We start from the raw sequence: 20,281 nt of genomic DNA, 5'->3' as shown, positions 1-20,281 counted from the left end.
GCAACTCCCGCCCGCACGCGGCCCGTCGCAAGCCCCCTCGCACAGGGCGTCGCAGGACCGGCGGACGGCCGCCCCCCTTCCCGGCCCGCAACCCTTTCCATCACCCGAAAGCCCTTCCATCGCACCATCTTGGCAACCCGTCCCCTTTCCCTATGGGCGGCGGCGAACGGAGGAAACATCCTGCGTTCATGATCGCGCTGGTGCCCCGAAAGGGGCTTAAAATAGGAATGTGGTGCGGGCCTTGGCCCAAATCCACGGCTGTCCCTGCAACTGTAAGCGGTGAGTGAGATGAACATGCGCGGACAGGATTATACCTGAGCCGCCAGCCACTGGGCCGGACGCTAAATCCTGCGAGGCCTGGGAAGGCCGTGCATCGAGCGGTGACCCGTGAGCCAGGAGACCTGCCAGCGTCTGGTCGCTCTTGCCTTGGTCCAGAGGATGGCTGCGGCACGGCAATTCTCCGTCTGAGCGACGAACGAAGCAGCGGGAGCCGCACGGTTGCATGGGGTCGGTTGCCGATGGGCGCCCGAACGTCCCCCTGCGCCGACCGTTCGTGTGCGGTACGCCCCTGCCTTCCTGTCGTTGAGGCGCTCGAAGGGGAATATCGTGAAGACACGCATTTCATCCGCCGCGCTCGCCGTGGCCCTGTCTGCGGCGGCCACCACGCCCGCCCTCGTCGCCGACGATTCCGGTGCCGACGCCATCATCGTGGTGGGCAAGAGCCTGGAGGAGACGCAGCCGCAGGAGTTGGCCCGCTACGGCAGCGATCTCGTCACCATCTCCGCCGCGCAGATCAAGGATGGCGGCGCGGTCGACCTCGCCACCGCGCTACAGGCCGTGCCCGGCCTCTACATCCGCAACAGCAGCGGCCCGTTCAGCTATGTGGACCTGTCCCTCCAAGGGTCGCGGCGGCAGGACGTGCTGTGGGAGTGGGACGGCATCCGCCTCAACAACCGCCTCTATAGCACCACCCCGCCCACGGACACGCTGCCCGCCAGCATGATCGAGCGGATCGAGGTGCTCAAGGGCGGCGAGAGCCTCTTCTACGGCACGCAGGCGGCGGCGGGCGTCATCAATGTGGTGACGCGCGGCTTCACCGACAACTTGAACGGACAGGTCAACGCCGCCGTCGACAGCTTTGGCGGCAATGCGGTGGATGGCTATGCGCGGGGCAGCATCGGCGACCATCATTTCGTCGCCTATGCCACCCATAACCAGTCGCTCGGCTTCCAGCCGTTCAGCCGTCAGGAACCCAGCGCCACGGATCGCAGGCGTGGCTACGACCTGTGGTCGGCGGGCCTGAATATCAGGTCGAACTCGCCCCCGACCTCACCCTCAACGCCTTCTGGCAGCATACCGAGGCGAAGATCGACAATCTCTCCCCCTCACTCATCAACTAGAGCCGCAACGACCGGAACGAAGAGATCGGCAGCGTCCGCCTCGACTATACGCGCAGCGACGCGGTGCAATTCTTCCTGAAGGGCTATTTCCACGACTGGAAGACGGAATATTTCAGCATCCGCAACACCGTCCCCGCGACCGCGCCCGTCACCGTCTACGCCCCCGGCACCTTCTGGGGGTACAGGGATTATGGCGGCACGGCGGTCGTGAAGCTGCACCTGCACCCCTATCTGGAATATCTGGCGGGCTATGATTTCCAGCAGTTCAGCGGGCGCGACGACGTGCTGCTGATCGCACCGACGAACGAGCCGGTGCATGCCGCTATCTTTCAGGTCCGCACCACCGACGAACTGTCGGAAAAGGGGCGGCTCACCGCGGGCCTGCGCCACAACAGCACCGGCGGGGCGAAAAAGACGGCCTGGACCGTCTCCGGCCGCTACGACTTTTCCGACGCTTTGTTCGTGCAGGCCAATGGCGGCACGTCCTTCCTGTTGCCGGACGCGTCCTCCCTCTATCAGGTCGATCCGTGCTGCGAACTGGGCAATCCCAACCTCCGGCCGGAGGAAAGCCTGAACATCAACGCCTCGCTGGGCGGCAACCTGCGCTTTGGCGAGAATGGCGTGCAGTGGAAGGCGACCTATTTCCGCCGCCGCATCACCAACCTGATCGCCGTCGATGCGGAAGCGGAGATCGACTATAAGGGCGTCACCTATTTCGGTACGTTCATCAATGTGCGGGACAGGGTGAACGCCAGCGGTGTCGATCTGGAACTGGCCGCCACCCTGCGCGGCGGCTGGTCGCTGGGCGCGAACTACACCTATTCGCGCCTGCGCCGGCAGGGCAGCGACCTCCAGCTCGACCGCACGCCGGAACAGCGTGCGCGCGGCACCATCGGCTTTGCACCCGCCGACAGGCCATTCGGGGCCAATGTCTCGGTCGAGTGGACCGGCGATACATGGTCCACCCCCGGCGGCGCGTTCGCACGGCGCAATTATGCGCTGGTCGATACCGGGCTGCATGTCTACCCGGACGCCGCGCGGCGGCACCGGCTGGGCGTCAATGTCGAAAAGCTGTTCGACATCGACTATGCCTCGCGCGGCTATGGCCGCACGGTCAGCGACGCGGGCCGCGTGGACGGATCGAACAGCCAGTTCCTCTATTACTGGCGCGGCACGCCCCGGACGCTGCGCGTCAGCTATGGCGTCGGTTTCTGATCCGATGCTGACGATGGTCCTCATCATCCTGCATCGCTGGCTGGGCGTGGTCGTGGGCGCGATCATGACGCTCTGGTGCCTGTCCGGTTTCGTGATGCTCTATGCGGACTATCCCCGCCTCCTGCCCGCCGAACAGCCAGGGGCCTCGCGCAAACCGGCCTGGGACGCGTCCCGCCGGATAGCGCCCTACTTCCCCGCCACCCGGCTCCGCACCACAAACTGGCTACCCCCCAGATTCTGGTTATAGCGCGCGTCGCCGATGACGACCTCCGTGCCCTTGGCGTCCTTTCGCACGGTCGCAAAGGGGAAACGCGACCAGTAGAGGAAGTCCGCGACCGCAGTATCCTGCGCCCGTGCCCGCGCAATGGCCGGATCGCCCATGTTCGTCGGCACCAGTCCCGGCGCGCGCGTGAAATGCGGCCCCGGTGTCCAGCGCACATCGCCAAAGCCATAGGCGTCACCCACCTCGAACAAAATCTGACGGCGGAACGGGTCGATCGGTACAGGGCTGGCCAGTACCCGCGTCGGGACGGGCAGCCCCTGCGCCACGATCTGCTGCGTGGCGTATCGTTCCGCCGCGCGCCCCGCGACGCCCATCGCGCCGACATAAGCCGTGGTCAGGATCAGGGCGACCAGCGCGGGCCGCGCCGCCCTTGCGCCTCCCCGCCGCTCCCGCCGCCGCGACAGCCAGATGCCGATGGCCAGCATACTCCACAGCCACACATCGACGATGAACAGCATGTCGCCATAAAACCAGCGATCGGCAAAGGGCATCAGACAGCGCACGCCATAGGTGTTGAGCAGGTCCATCAGCACATGGGACAACATGCCGATCCCGGCCAGCACCAGCACCCAGCCGGGGCGAACCGGCAGCCGATCCGCCGGGCGCGTTCCCCGCCGCGCCTGCCAGCGATCGAACAGCAGCATGACCGCGGTCAGCAGCACCGGCATCAACACCATGCTGATCGGCCCATGCGTCCATCCGCGCCGCCAGATCAGGCTGCGCCCGGTCAGCATGGTGATGCCGTCCAGATCGGGCAGGTTCGCGGCGATCATCAGCGTCGCCATGCCCAGCCCGGTCCGGCGTTTCAGCCCCGCCTGTCCCAGCGCAGCCCCCGCCAGCGTATGGGCCAGATTATCCAAGGCACACGCTCCGCGCATCCGCACACCCGGAAATATCCGTCCCAAAAATCCGCATCACAGGACCGCCTCCCCGTTCATTGTCCCTTGGGCCATCCGGCGCGGCCCGAAAGGCCGATACATCCCCATCGGCCCGCAAGTTTCAAGCCATTCCATTCCCCTGTCCCGACCGCCCCTGCCAGCACAGACATTGTGCGGGGCAATCCATCCCTGAGAAAATGGATCAGCCCGGTCTTTCCATCGGGCGATGGCATTACCGGAAAGACAGGAAACATGGCTTTTAGCAATATTATAAAAAAATTGGGAAATAATCAGAAGCAAAACTGTAACATAGCTACCATAACCGGCCTGTACCGCGCCCCGTAATTCTGAATTCCGGGGGCATTAATGCAGAAAATCGCAACATTATTGGCGGGCACCACCGCTCTATTCGCCCCATCATTGGCCATGGCGCAAACCGTCGCGGATTTGCAGAGCCAGATCAACCAGCTCAAGGCGGAAATCCAGGCACTCCGGTCCGCACAGGCCCCGCAGGCCGCCATCCCGCCCGCCACGCTCGCGCCCTCTCCGCTGGCGAGCAGCACGACCGCACCCGCCGCGACTGCCGGCGGCACCCCCGCCGCGCCCACCAAGCCCGTGGTCATGGCCGAAGCGAAGAAGAAGGCGTGGTACGACCGCCTGCAACTGCGCGGCTACACCCAGATGCGCTATAATGGCCTGTTGAGCGGCGACGATGTCGCCCCGGCCGGCCGGTCCCGCCTGCGCTCCGTCCATGACGGGTCGATCACGGAAAACAGCGCCTTCACGCTGCGCCGCGCCCGCCTGATCCTTCAGGGCAATGTCACCGACAATGTCGCGCTCTATTTCCAGACGGATTTCGCATCGGCGGTCAATGCCCAGTCGAACGGCGAACGGCGTGAGCATTTCGGCCAGTTGCGCGACGCCTATGTCGATGTCTTCCTGGACCGCGACCATGAGTTCAAGCTGCGCTTCGGCCAGTCGAAGGTGCCGTTCGGCTGGGAGAATCTCCAGTCATCCTCCAACCGTCTGACGCTGGATCGGTCGGACGCTGTCAACAGCGCGGTGCCCAGCGAGCGCGACCTCGGCATCGTCGCCTTCTACACCCCCACCCGCGTGCAGAAGGTCTGGGACCGGCTCGCGAGGGACGGGCAGAAGCTGTTCGGCAATTATGGCGCGTTCGGCGTGGCCGTCTATAACGGGCAGGGCGTCAATCGACCGGAGCAGAACAAGGGCCTGATGAAGGTCGCCATGGCGACCTGGCCGTTCGAGCTGGACGGTCTGGGCGGCGCGTTCAAAGGGCAGGTGTTCGAACTGGGCGGCTCCGCCATGCTCAACAAGGTGCGTCCGGAAATCCGCGCGGGCGGCGTCACCCCCATCGACTTCACGGACGATCGCTACGGGGTGCATGCGATGCTCTATCCCCAGCCGTTCGGTTTCCAGGCGGAATGGAACTGGGGCCGCGCGCCGCAATATGACAACAGCCGCCTCGCGATCCGCTCGACGAAGGCGCAGGGCGGCTATGTGCAGGCCATGTATAATGTGGGTGACGTGGGCCTCGGCAAGATCATCCCCTATGGCCGGTGGCAGCATTATCGCGGCGGCTGGAAGGCGAGCACCAACGCGCCGCGGCTGGAGACGGAGGAGATCGAGCTGGGCGTCGAATGGCAGGTGTCCAGCGCGCTGGAGTTCACCGTCGCCTATGCCAATATGAAACGGCGCGAGGCGGATGAGCGCCGCTTTGGACAGGCGAAGGGCGACCTGATCCGCACGCAGGTCCAGTTCAACTATTGAGGTGATGGCGGCGGCACGGGCGGCGGTACAGGCGGCGACGCCCTCTCGCCGGGCCGCCGCCCGTGCCCCACAGATGATCCGGCCACAGAAGGTGCGGACGACAGGGCTGCTCGCGACCCTGTTGGCGCTGCTCGCACTCGCGCCATCGGCCAACGCCAGGGTTCCCGAAGTGACGACCATATCCCCCGCCGATCACCAGCGGCTGCGCCAGTCGGCGTCGATCGGGATGCTCCTCCATGCCCACGACCGGGCGGCATGGGTGAGCCGCCGGACGTTGGCGGCACAGGCGGATGGATCACCCACCGCAGAGACGGGCGGTAGACATGTGGTCGAAATGACGGCGGGACAGCGGCTTCGCGTCACCTTCTATCGGGGGGTGGACGCGGGCGCGCGGGCCTATTTCGTGACCGATGTGGAGAAGGATGCGGTGGTCCGCGCCCAATGGCTGCCGACGCCCGCCCCGCTCACCACCGGTCAGGCCGCGCTGGCCCGCGCCCGTGAGACGGCGATCGGGGCCGCCTTCGCGAAGGGCTACCGGCCCTGCACCGCATCGCCATTCAACAGCGTCGCCATCGCGTCGTCCAGTGGGTCGATCGCCGTCTATCTGATGACCGTGCCGACGACGCCCACGCATTATCCGGTCGGCGGCCATTACCGCATCGTCGTCGGCCCGGACGGTGCCATACTGTCGAGCCGCACCTTCGGCGCCGCCTGCCTGAACATCGCGGTGCCGACCATGCCCGATGACATGAAAGCCGGCGGAGCGAGGTCCGACGCGACGAGGCCTGTCGCCCTGTTTGCCACCGACGGGCAGGAGGCGGTCCCGACGGAAATCCACGTCTTTGCATCCTACGCCCTGCGCCTGCCCCTCTATGTGGCCACCGGGGACAGGCGGCTGTGGCGGGTCGGCGGATTGCGCATCGAACTCCGGCACGACGGGCGATGATCCGGTAACAGCCGGGGCAGGATGCGCTGATCGCTGCTCGCATATTCTGCGGCTCAGCGGCCGTTGTCCCGGCGTGCAGCAGGGTGCGACCCGGATCGTATCGGGGAGAGCCTTTCCACACCCGTCATCCCAACGAACGCCAGCAGGGCGGGCGTGGACGAAAGGAGCCTAGCCCCCCGAGACCCCCCTATGGCGCGGCGCTCGCGCCGCCGCCCGCCGTCCACGGGTCTTTGCCCACCACCGCCTGTCCATCGGCGGTGAAGTCCATGAGGCGGTCAGCGGCGGGGTCATAGCGAGGCCAGTCGGGCAGGCCCGCGCCATTGGGATTGCCGCTGCGCGCGAAGTTGACGACATAGCGGCTGATCGTGCGCGCCACCGCCCGGTCCCGCTCCGTCGTCGCCGCGCCATATTTGATCCCGGCGGTGTCGAAGAAGAAGGGGATGTCGCTGGCATGGGGGGCGCCCCGCTTGCCGATCGATTCCGCCACATAGGAGAAACGATAATAGAAGACGGGCAGCTTCGCCCCGGCCAGCGCCACCGCGCTGCGCCGTGCGCCCGCGACCATGAAGCCCGCCTTGCCGCCGATGTCGTCGCTGGTCGCGCCGATCATCACCGGCACATGGGCAAAGCGCCCACTGGCATAGGCCGCGCCATTGTCCACCGCGATCCGCCCGTCCGGGAAGGGGCTGGAGAAGGTGCGCGGCCCCTTGGCGAACAGCCCCGCCAGATTCAGGCCATCGACCACCTGCTCCGCCGGGAGCGCGCGCATCTTCGCCAGCGCCTGCGGATCGTCGGGCGCTATGCCCTTGCCCTGGAGGAAGTCCGCGCCGGTCTTTTCCACCTGCGACAGCGTCACGGGGTCATGCGCGGTGCCATCCGCGCCGGATAGGATGATGCCGCGCTGGAACAGACCCTTTGCCAGCGGAGAGGTGGTCAGCGCATGGACGCTCATCCCGCCCGCGCTCTCCCCCATGATCGTGACGTTGCGCGGGTCGCCACCAAACGCCGCGACATTGCGCTGCACCCATTTCAGCGCGGCGATCTGGTCCAGATAGCCATAATTGCCGATCAGGCCGCCGTCCGCCCCGGCGCGGGTCAGCGCGGGATGGCCAAAGGTGCCGAAGCGGCCCAGCCGATAGTTGAAGCTGACCAGCACCACCCCCTGCCGCGCCAGCGCCGCGCCAGCATAGGTGGGCGGCGAAGACCCGCCATTGACGAAACCGCCGCCATAGATCCAGACGATCACCGGCAGCCGGGCGGCCTTCGCGGTCCCGGCCGGCCGCCAGACGTTGAGCAGCAGGCAATCCTCCGCCGGGGTCGTGCCCAGCGGGGCGGCATCCCCGCCAAAGGGTTTCTGCATGCAGTCGGGACCATAAGCGGTCGCATCGCGCACGCCCGTCCACCTCGCGACCGGCTGCGGCGCGCGCCAGCGCAGCGGGCCGACCGGCGGCGCGGCAAAGGGGATCGCCTTCCAGCTTTCCACATCCTGGTCCACCGCCCCGCGCACCGATCCTGCGTCCGTGGCGACGGTCTGCGCCATCGCCGGCAGGGCCGCCACCGCCAGACAGGTCGCCGCCGCCATCATCCGCATCATCCTGCCCGGCATATTTCTTCCTCTCCGACTGGCCATGGTCCGCGCGGGACCAGCGCCTCTCTGGACGCTCCTCCCGGTTCACCGCACAACCATGTTCACCCCAAAATCACCGCCCCGCAACCGGAAAGGCGCACGGCGCGGCGACGGCGCGCCGAAACTTGCCGTTACCGCAGCGGATCGGGCAACGAATGGGGGGCCATGCGTTGTACCGGGGAGAGGCCGGCAACCCGCCGGACCATGATGGAGGCGGAGGCCGCGATGCTCGAACATGTCCCCAACTGGCTCGGCCATATGTTGCACAATGTCCGGGCGGGCCACAGCAAGCTGGTGATCGTGCAGGAGGAGGTGGTGCGTACCGACGCCTATCTGGCGCTCAGCAGCCCCGCCTTTGCCAACGGCGCGCGCCTGCCCGAACGCTTCACCGCCGATGGCGAGGGGGTTTCCCCGCCGCTGCTGTGGGGGGAGCCGCCCGCGGGCACGGCAAGCCTGGCGCTAATCGTGGAAGACCCGGACGCTCCGGCGGCCAGCCCGCTCGTCCATGCCATCGTGTGGAACCTGCCCGCCGACGAGAGGCGACTGGCGGAGGGCGCCATCGCGGTCGACGACGGCGGCGCGCGCGATGGCCGCGACGTGGGCCGCAACAGCTATTTCTTCGAAGGCTGGCTGCCCCCCGATCCACCCACCGGCCATGGCCGCCATGACTATGTGTTTCAATTGTTCGCCCTGTCCGAAACCGCGCGGCTGGGCAGCAATCCGGGGCGCAGCGAACTGGTCGGCGCGCTTGCCGGGCGGGTGCTGGCGGCGGGTATGCTCGTCGGCACCTATTCGCGCGGGGAGGACGCCCCCATCGCCGCAGAACAGCGGGCGGGGGATTATGGCGCGGGGACTATGGCCTGATACCCTGACGACGGACGCGCGGACCGGGCGGGTGCGATTGTGCGGGATCGTCCCCATATGAGGGGCAACCCCGCATCGTCCACGCCAGCCCCTTCCACACCCGTGCCTGCCAAGAGTGTTCACCCCATGTCGCAGCCTGATCTGTTCGCCCCGGCCGATGCTGGCCGGCCCGCGGCCTTCCCGCCCGGCCTCACCCATACCGACGCCCTCATCACCCCGGACGAGGAACGGGCGCTGATCGGCCATATCGACGCACAGCCGCTCACCCCCTTTCGTTTTCAGGGGTGGCTGGGCAAGCGGCTGACCCATAGTTTCGGCTGGCGCTATGATTTCGACAACGGCGATTTCGACGCGGCGGAGCCGATCCCGGACTGGCTGGCCCCGGTCAAGGCGCGGGCGGCCGCCTTTGCGGGCCTGCCCGACGCCGCCCTCGTCCAGTGCCTGCTAATCCGCTACGATCCCGGTGCGGGGATCGGCTGGCATCGGGACAGGCCGGTGTTCGGGGACGTGATCGGCGTGTCGCTGGGCGTGCCCGCCGTGCTGCGCCTGCGCCGCCGCCGCGATCGCGGGTTCGACCGGGCCGCGCTGCCGCTGGCGCCGCGCTCCGTCTATCATCTCGGCGGTGAGGCGCGGCGAGACTGGGAGCATAGCATCGCGGAAATGGATGTGACACGCTGGTCTATCACCTTTCGCACCCTGCGCTAAGGGAGCGCGCGCGGACTCCACCACCGGAACCAGGCACGGGAGCCAAAGCCGCCCCGCCGCGTTCCCCTTCGCAAAGGCTTCCCCTCTCCATGGGATAAGCCCTCCATTCTATAAGGATGTCCTCCCATGGCCGACACGCTCACCGTCCACGATAATCCCGACCGCAGCCGGTATGAGCTGGCGGTGGGGGATGCGCTCTGCCTTGCCGCCTATGACGCGCGCGGGGGTGCCCTCGCCTTCACCCACAGCGAAGTCCCGCCGTCGCTGGAGGGCAAGGGATATGGCAGCCGCCTGATCGCCGGGGCGCTGGCCGATGTGCGGGCGCGCGGGCTGAAGGTCATTCCGCTCTGCTCCTTCGTCGCCGCCTATATCGACCGCCACCCGGAGGATCAGGATCTGTTGGCAACCGGCGCGCCCGGCTGATCCATGGAGCCGGGGACGCGCCTCGACAGGGCGTTCTTCTCCCGCGATGTCGACCGGGTGGCGCACGACCTGATCGGCTGCCGCCTGCTGGTCGCGGGGGTCGGCGGCCCGATCGTGGAGACGGAAGCCTATGCCGCGCACGACCCGGCCAGCCACAGTTTCCGTGGTCCTACCGCGCGCAACGCCGCCATGTTCGGACCGCCTGGCCATGCCTATGTCTATCGCAGCTATGGCCTGCACTGGTGCGTCAACATCGTCTGCGCTCCTGGCTCCGCCGTGCTGATCCGCGCCATCGAGCCGGTGGCGGGTCTGGAGGAAATGGCGGCGCGGCGGGGCACGTCCGTGCGGCGGCTGTGGTGCGCGGGACCGGGGCGGCTGTGTCAGGCGCTGGGCATCGACGGCGGCTTCGATGGCCTGCCACTGGACCGCCCGCCATTCGACCTGCGCGCCGGGGCGCAGGATGTGCCCGTCACCACCGCCCCCCGCATCGGGATTCGCGTCGCGACGGACGTCCTCTGGCGCTTCTGCCGGACCGGATCACTCTATCTTAGCAAGCCGGTCCGCGCCGTTCCCGTCGCCTGATGGGGCTGGCCCGTCGCCACATCCGGCCCTGCGGAGTGGCTTTCCCATCACAGACCGTCGGCTTACCGGCGCGGGATCACGCCTCATCCGTGCGCAATTTGACCTTGTTGGGCAGCTTCTTGCCCTTGGTCCGGCGCGACGGGATCTGGACGGGATTTTTCTTCTTCCATTCCGCCCAGCTTATCGGCCCGTCGGGCGTGTCGATCATCCTGTCGTCCATGTCGATCCTTTCGGCCAGAAGGGGCCTGCCACTGCGCCATGCTTTCGTCCGGGCCGGGTTTCAAGGATAGAGCGGCACGGTGCCTATGTCGCCCTCCAAACCATCATCCGGCGGCGATCGACAGTCTATGGCGGCATGGATGGGCAATGTCGCCAGCGGCACATGATCGGCATCCTCGATATAGAGGGTGAGGGCCACGCGCTGCGCCTGCCCGACCAGTTCCTCGCCGATGATCTCCGCGCCGCTGCGGATGGCATAGAGGCGGGCGGCCTCGAAATCGGGGAACTCCTGCCCGGTGTCGTCGGCCACAAAGCCCATGCCATTGTCGATATGGATATAATAATGCGCCATGAAGGAGAAATGTCGTTGCGGGCGCGGCGTTCCCGGCGGTTCGGCACAATCGGACGAAATGCAGGAAGGCAACGCGCTGGCGCAGGACATTCCGCGCCGGGTGGCGGACCTTCGGGGAAAAAGCCGGACCGATTGCCCTTCCGGCAATTGCCCCTTTCCGCCGCGAGGCCCCTGTTAGAACCGTCGCACGGCATCGCTTTCCCATCGCGCCACAGAGGGGAGCGATGCTCTTTCCCTGCACGACGCCGGGGGCAGGAATCCGCCCGATACGCGAAGAGCGGAGCTATGGGGCCTCATCGCAACGCAACCTTAACCCGTCCGAAACAAAGCTCTCATTAGCCTCGGTTCGTCGCAGGTCACTATGCGATTCATATTCTGTTCAGGTTGGAAATAAATCGTAACAATGCCTGCGATAACAGGCAGATATGATGCAATCATGTCACATCAATCCTACAACTTTATGACAAATGGACCTTCCCCCTTCCCTGTGAATTAATCAATCCCTAGCTAGCACCCGTTCTCAGGAACATTACCAAGGGAAGAATATCATGAAGTTTATTATCGCAACGGCTGCTTTGGCGGTCTCTCTCGCCACGCCTGCTTTTGCTCAGGATGGGGAAAAGACCCCGTTCAACGGACCCTTCGTCGGTGCGATCCTCGGCTATGACAATGTGCGCGGCGCGATCCCCGCTGGCCCGTCGGCCAAGCGCGAGGGCCTGCTGTACGGCGGCGTGCTGGGCTATGACGTCAATCTGAACGGCGCGGTCATCGGCGTGGAAGGTGAATTCACCGACAGCGACACCAAGTATAACGTCGGCGCCGCCTCGCTGCGCACCGACCGCGACCTGTATGCCGGCGCACGTCTCGGCGGCCAGGTGACGCAGAATGTGCTGCTCTATGCCAAGGGCGGCTACACCAACGCCCGTTTCGAGTTGCATGACTCGACCGGCGGCACCTTCACCAAGACCGGCCAGAACCTCGACGGCTATCGTCTGGGCGCGGGTGTGGAAACCACCTATCGCGGCCTGACCGGCCGTGTCGAATATCGCTATTCCGACTATGGCAAGTATCAGGGCGTGAACCTGAACCGTCATCAGGTCGCCGCGGTCCTCGGCTATCGTTTCTGATAGGATAGGGCAGGTCCGGCGCGCCTGACAGGGTGCGCCGGACGGACCGGAATAAAGAAGGGGGCATCCGGGCAACGCACGGGATGCCCCCTTCTTTTTGGTTTGGACAGCGTCCGAACCGATCGCATCGGCTCGAAAGACCAGGGCGTTTCCAGGCCAGCCGACGTTTCCATCTGCCTCGGCACCAGCCCGGCGCTCAGCCCCGGTCAGGCGTCCGCAGCGATCACCCGGTTCGCGACGAGGCTGTCGACGACCGACGGGTCCGCCAGCGTCGACGTGTCGCCCAGCGCCTCCACCTCATTCTCCGCGATCTTGCGCAGGATGCGGCGCATGATCTTGCCCGACCGCGTCTTGGGCAGGCCCGGCGCGAACTGGATGGCGTCGGGGGTGGCGATGGGGCCGATTTCCATCCGCACCCATTTGCGCAATTCCTGCCGCAGCTCCTCGCTCTCCGCCTCACCCACGTTCAGCGTGACATAGGCGTAGATGCCCTGCCCCTTCACCGCATGGGGCATGCCGACCACCGCCGCTTCCGCCACCTTGGCATGGGCGACGAGGGCGCTCTCCACCTCCGCCGTGCCCATGCGATGGCCCGACACGTTGATGACGTCATCGACCCGGCCCGTGATCCAGTAATAGCCATCCTCGTCCCGGCGGCAGCCGTCGCCGGTGAAATATTTGCCGGGGTAGGTGGTGAAATAGGTCTGGAAGAATCGTTCGCTGTCACCCCACACGCCGCGCATCTGGCCCGGCCAGCTATCGGTGATGACCAGATTTCCCTCGGTCGCGCCGTCCAGCACCTGCCCCTCGCCATCGACCAGTTGCAGTTGCACACCGAACAGCGGCTTCGTCGCGCTGCCCGGTTTCAGCGCCGTCGCGCCGGGCAGGGGGGAGATGAGCGCACCGCCCGTCTCCGTCTGCCACCAGGTATCGACGATGGGACAGCGCCCGTCACCGACGACGCGATGATACCATTCCCACGCCTCCGGGTTGATCGGCTCGCCCACCGACCCCAGCAGGCGGATGGAGGAGCGGTCATATTTCTTCACCCACGCGTCGCCCTCGCGCATCAGCGCGCGAAGGGCCGTGGGGGCGGTGTAGAAGATATTGACGCCCAGCCGGTCGCACGTCTCCCAGAAGCGGCCATGGTCGGGATAGTTGGGAACGCCGTCGAACATCACCGTCGCCCCGCCATTGGCGAGCGGTCCATAGATCAGATAGCTGTGCCCGGTAATCCAGCCGATGTCGGCGGTGCACCAGAAAACCTCACCCGGCTTATAGTCGAAGATATAGTCGAAGGTCATCGCGACCCACAGCAGATAGCCGCCGGTGGTGTGCAGCACACCCTTGGGCTTGCCCGTCGAACCGCTGGTGTAGAGGATGAACAGCGGGTCTTCCGCGTTCATCGCCTCCGGCGCGCAATCCGGGGCGGCGGCGGCGCGCAGGTCCGCATAGGCATGGTCGCGCCCCTCCACCATCGGCACCGCGCCACCGGTGCGCGCCACCACGATCACAGACTTGACGCTGGTGCAGCGGTGCAGCGCCGCATCGACATTGGCCTTGAGCGGGATCTTCCTGCCGCCACGCACGCCCTCGTCCGCCGTGACCACGCACACGCTGTCGCAATCCTGGATGCGCCCCGCGAGGCTGTCGGGCGAAAAGCCGCCGAACACCACCGAATGGACCGCGCCGATGCGCGTACAGGCCAGCATCGCCATGGCCGCTTCGGGCATGTTGGGCATGTAGAGGGTGACACGGTCGCCCTTCCTGACGCCCTGCCCCTTCAGCACATTGGCGAAACGGCACACTTCTTCATGCAGTTGTGCATAGGTGAAGCGGCGGCCCTCGCCCGGCTCGTCCCCTTCCCAGATCAGCGCCGTTTCCTGCCCGCGATCCTTCAGATGCCGGTCGAGGCAGTTGACCGAGACGTTGAGTTCGCCATCCGCGAACCACCGGATGCCGAAATCGGCCTCATGAAAGCTGGTCTGCTTGACCGTGGTGAACGGCTTGATCCAGTCCAGCCGCTGCGCCTCCTGCCGCCAGAACCCCTCCGGGTCCGCCACCGAACGCGAATACATCTCCTCATAACGATCCGATGTGATCGTCGCGCGGGCAGCCCATTCGGCGGGCACGGGGTAGCTGTTGGTCATCCACATCCTCTCGGTCGTCTCGCCGTCGTGCCGTGTCCCGGTTTCCGGCCTGCTTGCCTTATGGCGCCCTGTCTACGTCGGGCGCACGCTTCCGAAAACAAGCAAATTCACAACCATGATTGCACAAAACGCAATCGCAACCGGCCTGTGTGGAAAAGCTGTCCCGGATCAGCGGGATCATAGTCCGGATCGGGGCAATCGGTGCGCGAAAACGGGGCGCCGCCTGCCCTACTGCACCCGTGTCACCGCCGGGTTCGGCAGGATGTCCCGAACGAAGGTTTGGCAGGGCACCCTGTCCTTGCCGCAGCCGCCCTCGCACGGGGCCGAACGCCATTTCGGAGATGCCCGGGCCGAAATGGCGGTGCTTCGAGAGTCTTGAAGACGAGCCACCAGCCTCGGTTGACCATTCGCAGACCGTCAGGACAGGATGCCGATGACACTTAAAGCGCCGCGGTCTTCAGATCCTCCAGCGTCATGCCATTGTCGGGCGCGCATTGCTGCACCTCGATGACATTGCCTTCGGGGTCGCGGCCATAGACGGTCTTCACATGGCCCATGTCCACCGGCTCGGGATGGCCGAACGTCATGCCGACCGATTTCAGCCGCACATATTCCGCCTCTATGTCCGTAACATCGACGCAGAAATGGGTGTAGCCCCTGTCATAGGGCCGCAGGGGACGGGTCGATTCCGGCTGCGGCGCGGCAAACTGGAACAATTCGATATAGCATGTCCCCGCGCGCAGCATCACGCCCTGCGCCGCCGATTCCGGTACGTCGAGGATCTGGTCCAGCTTCTCCTGCCCCGCCTCCCACGCAAAGCGTTCGCCCACCTCCTCGAACCCGAACGCCTCGCGATAGAAACGCGCCATGCGGTCGAGGTCGCGGACATGGACCGACACATGGTGGATACCCCGGATCATCGCTCTCTCCCGTCAGCTTTTGCGGCAGGATGGCGTGGCCGCCGGGGCAGGGCAATATCGGGCGCACGCGCTTGCCGGTACAGCATTGTCGCCACGCAGCGAGGGACCATTGGCCGGCGTTATCACCCGCCCCTGCACCGGCGCGCCCTTCCCCTCCGACGGAACGTTGCACCCGGAACTCTATTTTCCAACTGACCGGACGCCCGACACGCGGCATAGAGGACAGGCACGATCATGCAGAACGGGTTTCAATGACAGATTCACAACGGACGGCATCGGGGGCAGCACCGGGTACGGCATCAGGGACGGACGGCGCGACGCCCCTCGTCGCGCTCGACATCGGTGGCACCAACGCCCGCTTTGCGCTGGCGGCGGTAAAGGGCGGCCGCGTCGTCTCGCTCGACGATCCGGTCACGCTGCACACCGCCGACCATGCGACCTTCCGCACCGCGTGGGAGAAATTCGCGGAGACGGTGGGCACGCCCCTGCCCCGCGCGGTCGCCATCGCCATCGCCGGGCCGGTGCGCGGCGAGACGATCCGCTTCACCAACAACCCCTGGGTGATCCGCCCCGCCTCCCTGCGCGAGGAGCTGGACATCGACCGTTTCACGCTGGTCAATGATTTCGAGGCGATCGGCCATGCCGTGGCGCAGGCGGACCCTTCCCACTTCGCGACCCTGTGCGGGCCGGACGTGCCGCTGCCCGAAACCGGCACGATCAGCATCGTCGGTCCTGGCACCGGCCTGGGCGTCGCGCACATCTGGCGCGATGGCGACCAGTATCGGGTTCAGGCGACAGAGGGCGGCCATCTCGACTTCCCGCCGCTCGATCCCATTGAAGATTCAATCCTTTCGCGACTGCGAAAAAAATATCGCCGCGTGTCGGTCGAACGGGTTGTTTCGGGACCAGGAATAGTGGAGATTTACGAGGCGTTGGCAGTCATTGAGGGGCGCCCTGTGCAACTGCGGGATGACAAGACGATCTGGAAGCTGGGTATGACCGGCGAGGACAGCCTTGCCGCCGCCGCCGTCGAACGCTTCTGCCTCTCGCTGGGCAGCGCCGCGGGCGACATCGCGCTGGCGCAGGGCGGATCGGCCGTCGTCATCGCGGGCGGCCTCGGCCAGCGCATCCGCGACAATCTCGTCCGCTCCGGCTTTGCCGACCGTTTTCGCGCCAAGGGCCGGTTCGAGGCCATGATGGCCGCGATGCCCGTCAAACTCATCACCCATCCGCAACCGGGCCTGTTCGGCGCCGCTGCCGCCTTTGCAAGGGAAACGGCATGACCGCCGCCATCAAGCCAATCGAAACCATCATGCGCACCGCGCCCGTCATCCCGGTCATCGTGATCGAGGATGTGGCCCATGCCATCCCCATGGCGCAGGCGCTGGTCGCGGGCGGGCTTAAGGTGCTGGAGGTCACTCTGCGCACCCCCGCCGGGCTGGAGGCGATCCGGTTGATGAAGGATGTGCCCGGCGCCATCGTCGGCGCGGGCACCGTGCTGAACGCGGCCGACCTCGACGCCTCGCTGGAGGCGGGGGCGGAGTTCATCGTCTCCCCCGGCCTGACCCCCTCGCTGGGCAAGGAAGCGGTCGCCAGCGGCATCCCCTTCCTGCCCGGCACGGCCAACGCCAGCGACATCATGCTTGGCCTCGACCTCGGCCTCACCCACTTCAAATTCTTTCCCGCATCGACCAGCGGCGGCATCCCGGCGCTCAAGGCGCTGGCCGGGCCGTTCGGCAACATCAAATTCTGCCCGACCGGCGGCATCACCCCGGAAACGGCGCCGGACTGGCTGGCCGTCGAACCCGTGCTGTGCGTCGGCGGCAGCTGGCTGGTGCCCAAGGGACCGCCGGACCCGATCCGTATCGAGGTTGCGGCCCGCGCCGCCGCGGGGCTGGCCCGATGATCGCGGCCCTGCGCGATCGTCTCCAGCAACTCCATGCGCTGACAACGCAGACACCGCTCTATAACCCGGTTTTCCAACTGGGGCTGGAGCTGTCGCGCGATCTGGAAGCGGGCAAGATTACCCTCGCCCAGCTCGGCGAACTGGTCAATGTTCTGGAGCAGGAGACGTTGCGCGACAGGGCCGCCACCTTGCGCGAGAAACTCTCGCCGATCGGTTGGGACGATAATCTCGCCGCCTTCCGCACCGTCGCGGAAAAGGACGCCAACGGCTTTTCCGCCTTCGCGCGCAAATGGGCGCACCCCATATTGCACGCCGTCTATACCGGCCATCCCACCTTCCTATTGACCGAGGCGCAGAGCGACGGCGTCGCCGCCGCCGTCCTGTCCGGCGCGCCCGACGCCGCCATCCCCGCCTCCGACGGTCCGCGCCCCGCCATCGCGCTGGAGGATGAACATCGCCAGGCGATGGCCGCGCTGACCAACGCGCACAAGGGCCGCGACGCCCTGCTCCGCGTCCTGTTCGACGTCGCCGCCACAAAATGGCCGCAGGACTGGCGCGACCTGAAACCCATGCCCTTCCGCTTCGCGACCTGGATCGGCTATGACATGGACGGGCGCACCGACCTCAACTGGCAGACCAACACGCTGTTTCGCCTGCGTGAAAAGGCGATGCGCCTGACCGGCTATGCCGACGGCGCCCGCGCGCTGGGGCTGGCGGAGATCACGGGCCGGCTGGAGGCCGCCGCCACCTACAGCCTCACCATGGCCGCCCATTTCGAGGGGAACCTCGACGACCCGCGCGACCTGTCCACCGCCGCCAACGCGCTGACCGCCGCCCATCCCGACAAGCTGCTGTCGCTCGACCCGATCATCGACCTGCTGGAGGAACGCTCCAAGCGCGCCGATCTGCACGATGCCAAGGGCCTGCTGACCCTCGCCGCCTCCATGCGCGCGGACGGGCTGGGCATGGGCTGGATTCATTTCCGCATGAACGCATCGCAACTGCATAACGCGATCCGCACCCGCATCGACCCGGACGGCACGCTGGACCTCGCCAGCGGCACCGCGCTCAGCCTGCTGCGCGACGAGATCAAGAAGGCGAAGCCGCTTCGCACCAATTTCGCCGCGCTGGCGATCGAGACGACGACCGCGCTGCGCCAGTTCATCACCATGGCGCAGATCCTGCACCATATTGACGGCGACGCGCCGATCCGCCTGCTGATCGCGGAGTGCGAAGACCCGCAGACGGTCATGGCGGCCCTCTATTTCGCCAAGCTGTTCGGCATCGACGACAAGGTGGACGTGTCCCCCCTGTTCGAGACGCAGACCGCACTGGAACATGGCGGCCGCTTCCTCGACGCCCTCCTCGCGGAACCTGTCTATCGCGACTATGCCCGCCTGCGCGGGCGCGTGGCGATCCAGACCGGCTATTCGGACGCCGGGCGTTTCGTGGGGCAGATACCGGCCGCGCTGGCGCTGGAACGGTTGCAGGGGCGGCTGGCCCGCGCGATGGAGAAGAACGGGCTGGAGCGCGTCTCCGCCCTCATCTTCAACACCCATGGCGAGAGCATGGGGCGCGGCGGCTATCCCGGCAGCATCGCCGACCGGCTGACCTGGCCGATGAGCCATTGGGCGCGCGACCAGTTCGCCCGGCGCGCGGTACCGCTGGAAACGGAGGTCAGTTTCCAGGGCGGCGACGGCTTCCTCTATTTCAAGGCGCCGGAGATTGCGCTGGCGACGCTGACCCGCATCGCAGAGGCGCATTTCGCCATCAAGGCGCCGGAGTCCGACCCCTTCTACGAACGGACCGACGTCTCCCTCGACTTCTACCGCTCAATCCGCACGGTGCAGACGACTTTCCTCGAATGGCGCAGCTATGCCCGTTCGATCACGGCGTTCGGCCTGTCGCTGCTGCCCCAGACCGGCTCGCGCAAGTCCCGCCGCCAGTCCGACCTCGCGGCGGAGCGGGAGATGGGCCTGCGCCAGATCCGGGCTATCCCGCACAACGCCATCCTCCAGCAACTCGGCTATCCGATCAACATCATCGCGGGCGTCGGCACGGCGTCGGGCGAGGAGACGGAACTGATCGCCTCCCTGCTGGGCGAATCCGTGCGCGGGCGGCAGATCATCGGCCTGCTGCGCGCCGCCAACCGCCTGTCCAGCATCAAGACGGTTGCGGCCTATGGCGAATTGTTCAACTCCGCCTATTGGGCCAGCCGCCCCTATCGCGACATGGAGCCGCATCTGTCCGCCGCCTGCCTGGCGCTGGCGGAGCGGCTGGAGTCGGACGACCGGGCGGGCGAATATCGCCGCCTCGCCTCGCGCTTGCGGGTGGACGGGACGAAACTGCACAGCCTGCTCGCTCTGCTGCCCGTCTATGAGCCGGACGACCGGCGCGAGGCGGTGCGGCGGTCGCTGGGCGTGCTCCATTCGCTGCGCGTCGCGCTGATCCAGCATATGTTCCTGCATGTGGTGCAGGTGCCCGCCTTCGCCCGCTCCAACGACATCAGCCGCGACGACGTCATCAACATGGTCTTCGCGCTGCGGACGGAGGAAGCGGTGGCGCAGTTGCGCCGCGCCTATCCCATCTCCGCGCCGGAACAGGGCGATTTCTCGGTGGAGGAGCCGAGCGACTATCCCGACCGCCCCGGCCAGCCCTATTCCGACATCCGCGCCCGCCTGATCGACCCCATCGAGCAGGCCGACATGCTGGTCCGCCAGATCACCAGCGCGGTGGCCAATGTGTTCGGGGCCTTCGGCTAGGGACCGTCAGGGCTGATCGGGACGGACGCGGGGGAGAATTCCCCTGTCGTTTCCGCCCGCCGCCGCGCCGCTGAAGCGGGCGGGGCGGACAACCGCCCCTGCCATCACGCCGGACCTAATCCGGGTGACGG

The 20,281-nt window shown here is 66.6% G+C and carries 18 protein-coding genes and 1 riboswitch; of the genes, 12 read left to right on the top strand and 6 right to left on the bottom strand.

Annotation, left to right across the window (positions count from 1 at the left end):
• Positions 1-181 precede the first annotated feature (181 nt).
• A riboswitch (cobalamin riboswitch) is annotated at positions 182-423 on the top strand.
• Positions 424-606: 183 nt separating this feature from the next.
• Together LWE61_RS20775 and LWE61_RS20770 are read left to right on the top strand one after the other, a co-directional pair.
• Positions 607-1,479, top strand: coding sequence for a TonB-dependent receptor (locus tag LWE61_RS20775; RefSeq protein WP_326490611.1), 873 nt, complete (start codon positions 607-609; stop codon positions 1,477-1,479).
• Positions 1,464-2,615, top strand: coding sequence for a TonB-dependent receptor plug domain-containing protein (locus LWE61_RS20770; protein ID WP_326490610.1), 1,152 nt, complete (start codon positions 1,464-1,466; stop codon positions 2,613-2,615). The genes LWE61_RS20775 and LWE61_RS20770 overlap by 16 nt, the downstream gene beginning before the upstream one ends.
• Before the next feature lie 186 nt (positions 2,616-2,801).
• On the opposite strand, the gene LWE61_RS06330 is transcribed toward LWE61_RS20770, so the two are convergent.
• A complete protein-coding gene (locus LWE61_RS06330) occupies positions 2,802-3,758 on the bottom strand; it encodes a metal-dependent hydrolase (RefSeq protein ID WP_234149201.1) in 957 nt (318 codons plus the stop codon).
• A 384-nt stretch (positions 3,759-4,142) separates the two neighbouring features.
• Between LWE61_RS06330 and LWE61_RS06325 the strand changes: the two genes are divergently transcribed.
• Together LWE61_RS06325 and LWE61_RS06320 are read left to right on the top strand one after the other, a co-directional pair.
• The gene (locus LWE61_RS06325) at positions 4,143-5,567 is read left to right on the top strand and encodes a porin (protein ID WP_234149200.1); all 1,425 of its coding nucleotides are present in this window, start codon (positions 4,143-4,145) and stop codon (positions 5,565-5,567) included.
• A gap of 4 nt (positions 5,568-5,571) precedes the next feature.
• A complete protein-coding gene (locus tag LWE61_RS06320; RefSeq protein WP_234149199.1) occupies positions 5,572-6,513 on the top strand; it encodes a hypothetical protein in 942 nt (313 codons plus the stop codon).
• A gap of 187 nt (positions 6,514-6,700) precedes the next feature.
• Here LWE61_RS06320 and LWE61_RS06315 read toward each other — a convergent pair whose 3' ends face one another.
• Positions 6,701-8,119 (bottom strand): carboxylesterase/lipase family protein, encoded by a 1,419-nt coding sequence (locus LWE61_RS06315; RefSeq protein WP_407696196.1) that lies wholly within the window; start codon positions 8,117-8,119, stop codon positions 6,701-6,703.
• Between the two features lie 246 nt (positions 8,120-8,365).
• Between LWE61_RS06315 and LWE61_RS06310 the strand changes: the two genes are divergently transcribed.
• From LWE61_RS06310 to LWE61_RS06295, 4 genes are all read left to right on the top strand, one after another.
• Entirely contained in the window at positions 8,366-9,004 is a 639-nt protein-coding gene (locus LWE61_RS06310) for a YbhB/YbcL family Raf kinase inhibitor-like protein (protein WP_234149198.1), read from the top strand.
• 126 nt (positions 9,005-9,130) lie between these two features.
• Positions 9,131-9,709 (top strand): alpha-ketoglutarate-dependent dioxygenase AlkB, encoded by a 579-nt coding sequence (locus LWE61_RS06305; RefSeq protein WP_234149197.1) that lies wholly within the window; start codon positions 9,131-9,133, stop codon positions 9,707-9,709.
• Positions 9,710-9,835: 126 nt separating this feature from the next.
• Positions 9,836-10,132: a GNAT family N-acetyltransferase gene (locus tag LWE61_RS06300; protein ID WP_234149196.1), complete on the top strand. Its 297-nt coding sequence runs from the start codon at positions 9,836-9,838 to the stop codon at positions 10,130-10,132.
• Positions 10,133-10,135: 3 nt separating this feature from the next.
• On the top strand, positions 10,136-10,714 hold the full coding sequence (locus tag LWE61_RS06295; RefSeq protein WP_234149195.1) for a DNA-3-methyladenine glycosylase: 579 nt from the start codon (positions 10,136-10,138) through the stop codon (positions 10,712-10,714).
• Between the two features lie 76 nt (positions 10,715-10,790).
• On the opposite strand, the gene LWE61_RS06290 is transcribed toward LWE61_RS06295, so the two are convergent.
• A complete protein-coding gene (locus tag LWE61_RS06290; RefSeq protein WP_234149194.1) occupies positions 10,791-10,934 on the bottom strand; it encodes a hypothetical protein in 144 nt (47 codons plus the stop codon).
• A gap of 60 nt (positions 10,935-10,994) precedes the next feature.
• Positions 10,995-11,285 carry a DUF6894 family protein gene (locus tag LWE61_RS06285; protein WP_234149193.1) on the bottom strand — a complete coding sequence of 97 codons (291 nt, stop codon included), beginning with the start codon at positions 11,283-11,285 and terminating at the stop codon, positions 10,995-10,997.
• 548 nt (positions 11,286-11,833) lie between these two features.
• On the opposite strand from LWE61_RS06285, the gene LWE61_RS06280 reads away from it, so the two are divergent.
• Positions 11,834-12,412, top strand: coding sequence for an outer membrane beta-barrel protein (locus tag LWE61_RS06280; protein WP_234149192.1), 579 nt, complete (start codon positions 11,834-11,836; stop codon positions 12,410-12,412).
• Positions 12,413-12,618: 206 nt separating this feature from the next.
• On the opposite strand, the gene acs is transcribed toward LWE61_RS06280, so the two are convergent.
• Both acs and LWE61_RS06270 read right to left on the bottom strand, forming a co-directional pair.
• Positions 12,619-14,562, bottom strand: a complete 1,944-nt coding sequence (gene acs, locus LWE61_RS06275) for an acetate--CoA ligase (protein ID WP_234149191.1) — start codon at positions 14,560-14,562, stop codon at positions 12,619-12,621.
• A gap of 440 nt (positions 14,563-15,002) precedes the next feature.
• A complete protein-coding gene (locus LWE61_RS06270) occupies positions 15,003-15,482 on the bottom strand; it encodes a VOC family protein (RefSeq protein ID WP_234149190.1) in 480 nt (159 codons plus the stop codon).
• A gap of 251 nt (positions 15,483-15,733) precedes the next feature.
• Between LWE61_RS06270 and glk the strand changes: the two genes are divergently transcribed.
• Genes glk through LWE61_RS06255 form a run of 3 tightly spaced genes read left to right on the top strand, consistent with a single transcriptional unit; the run spans position 15,734 to position 20,150 of the window.
• On the top strand, positions 15,734-16,765 hold the full coding sequence (glk, locus tag LWE61_RS06265) for a glucokinase (RefSeq protein WP_234149189.1): 1,032 nt from the start codon (positions 15,734-15,736) through the stop codon (positions 16,763-16,765).
• A complete protein-coding gene (gene eda, locus LWE61_RS06260; protein WP_234149188.1) occupies positions 16,762-17,388 on the top strand; it encodes a bifunctional 4-hydroxy-2-oxoglutarate aldolase/2-dehydro-3-deoxy-phosphogluconate aldolase in 627 nt (208 codons plus the stop codon). Before glk ends, eda begins: the two co-directional genes overlap by 4 nt.
• Positions 17,385-20,150: a phosphoenolpyruvate carboxylase gene (locus LWE61_RS06255; RefSeq protein ID WP_234149187.1), complete on the top strand. Its 2,766-nt coding sequence runs from the start codon at positions 17,385-17,387 to the stop codon at positions 20,148-20,150. The genes eda and LWE61_RS06255 overlap by 4 nt, the downstream gene beginning before the upstream one ends.
• Positions 20,151-20,281 lie beyond the last annotated feature (131 nt).

Source organism: Sphingobium sufflavum (assembly GCF_021403115.1).
Lineage (GTDB): Bacteria > Pseudomonadota > Alphaproteobacteria > Sphingomonadales > Sphingomonadaceae > Sphingobium > Sphingobium sufflavum.
The sequence above is the reverse complement of the archived record's forward strand: the minus strand, read 5'-3'. Positions and strand labels throughout refer to the sequence as shown.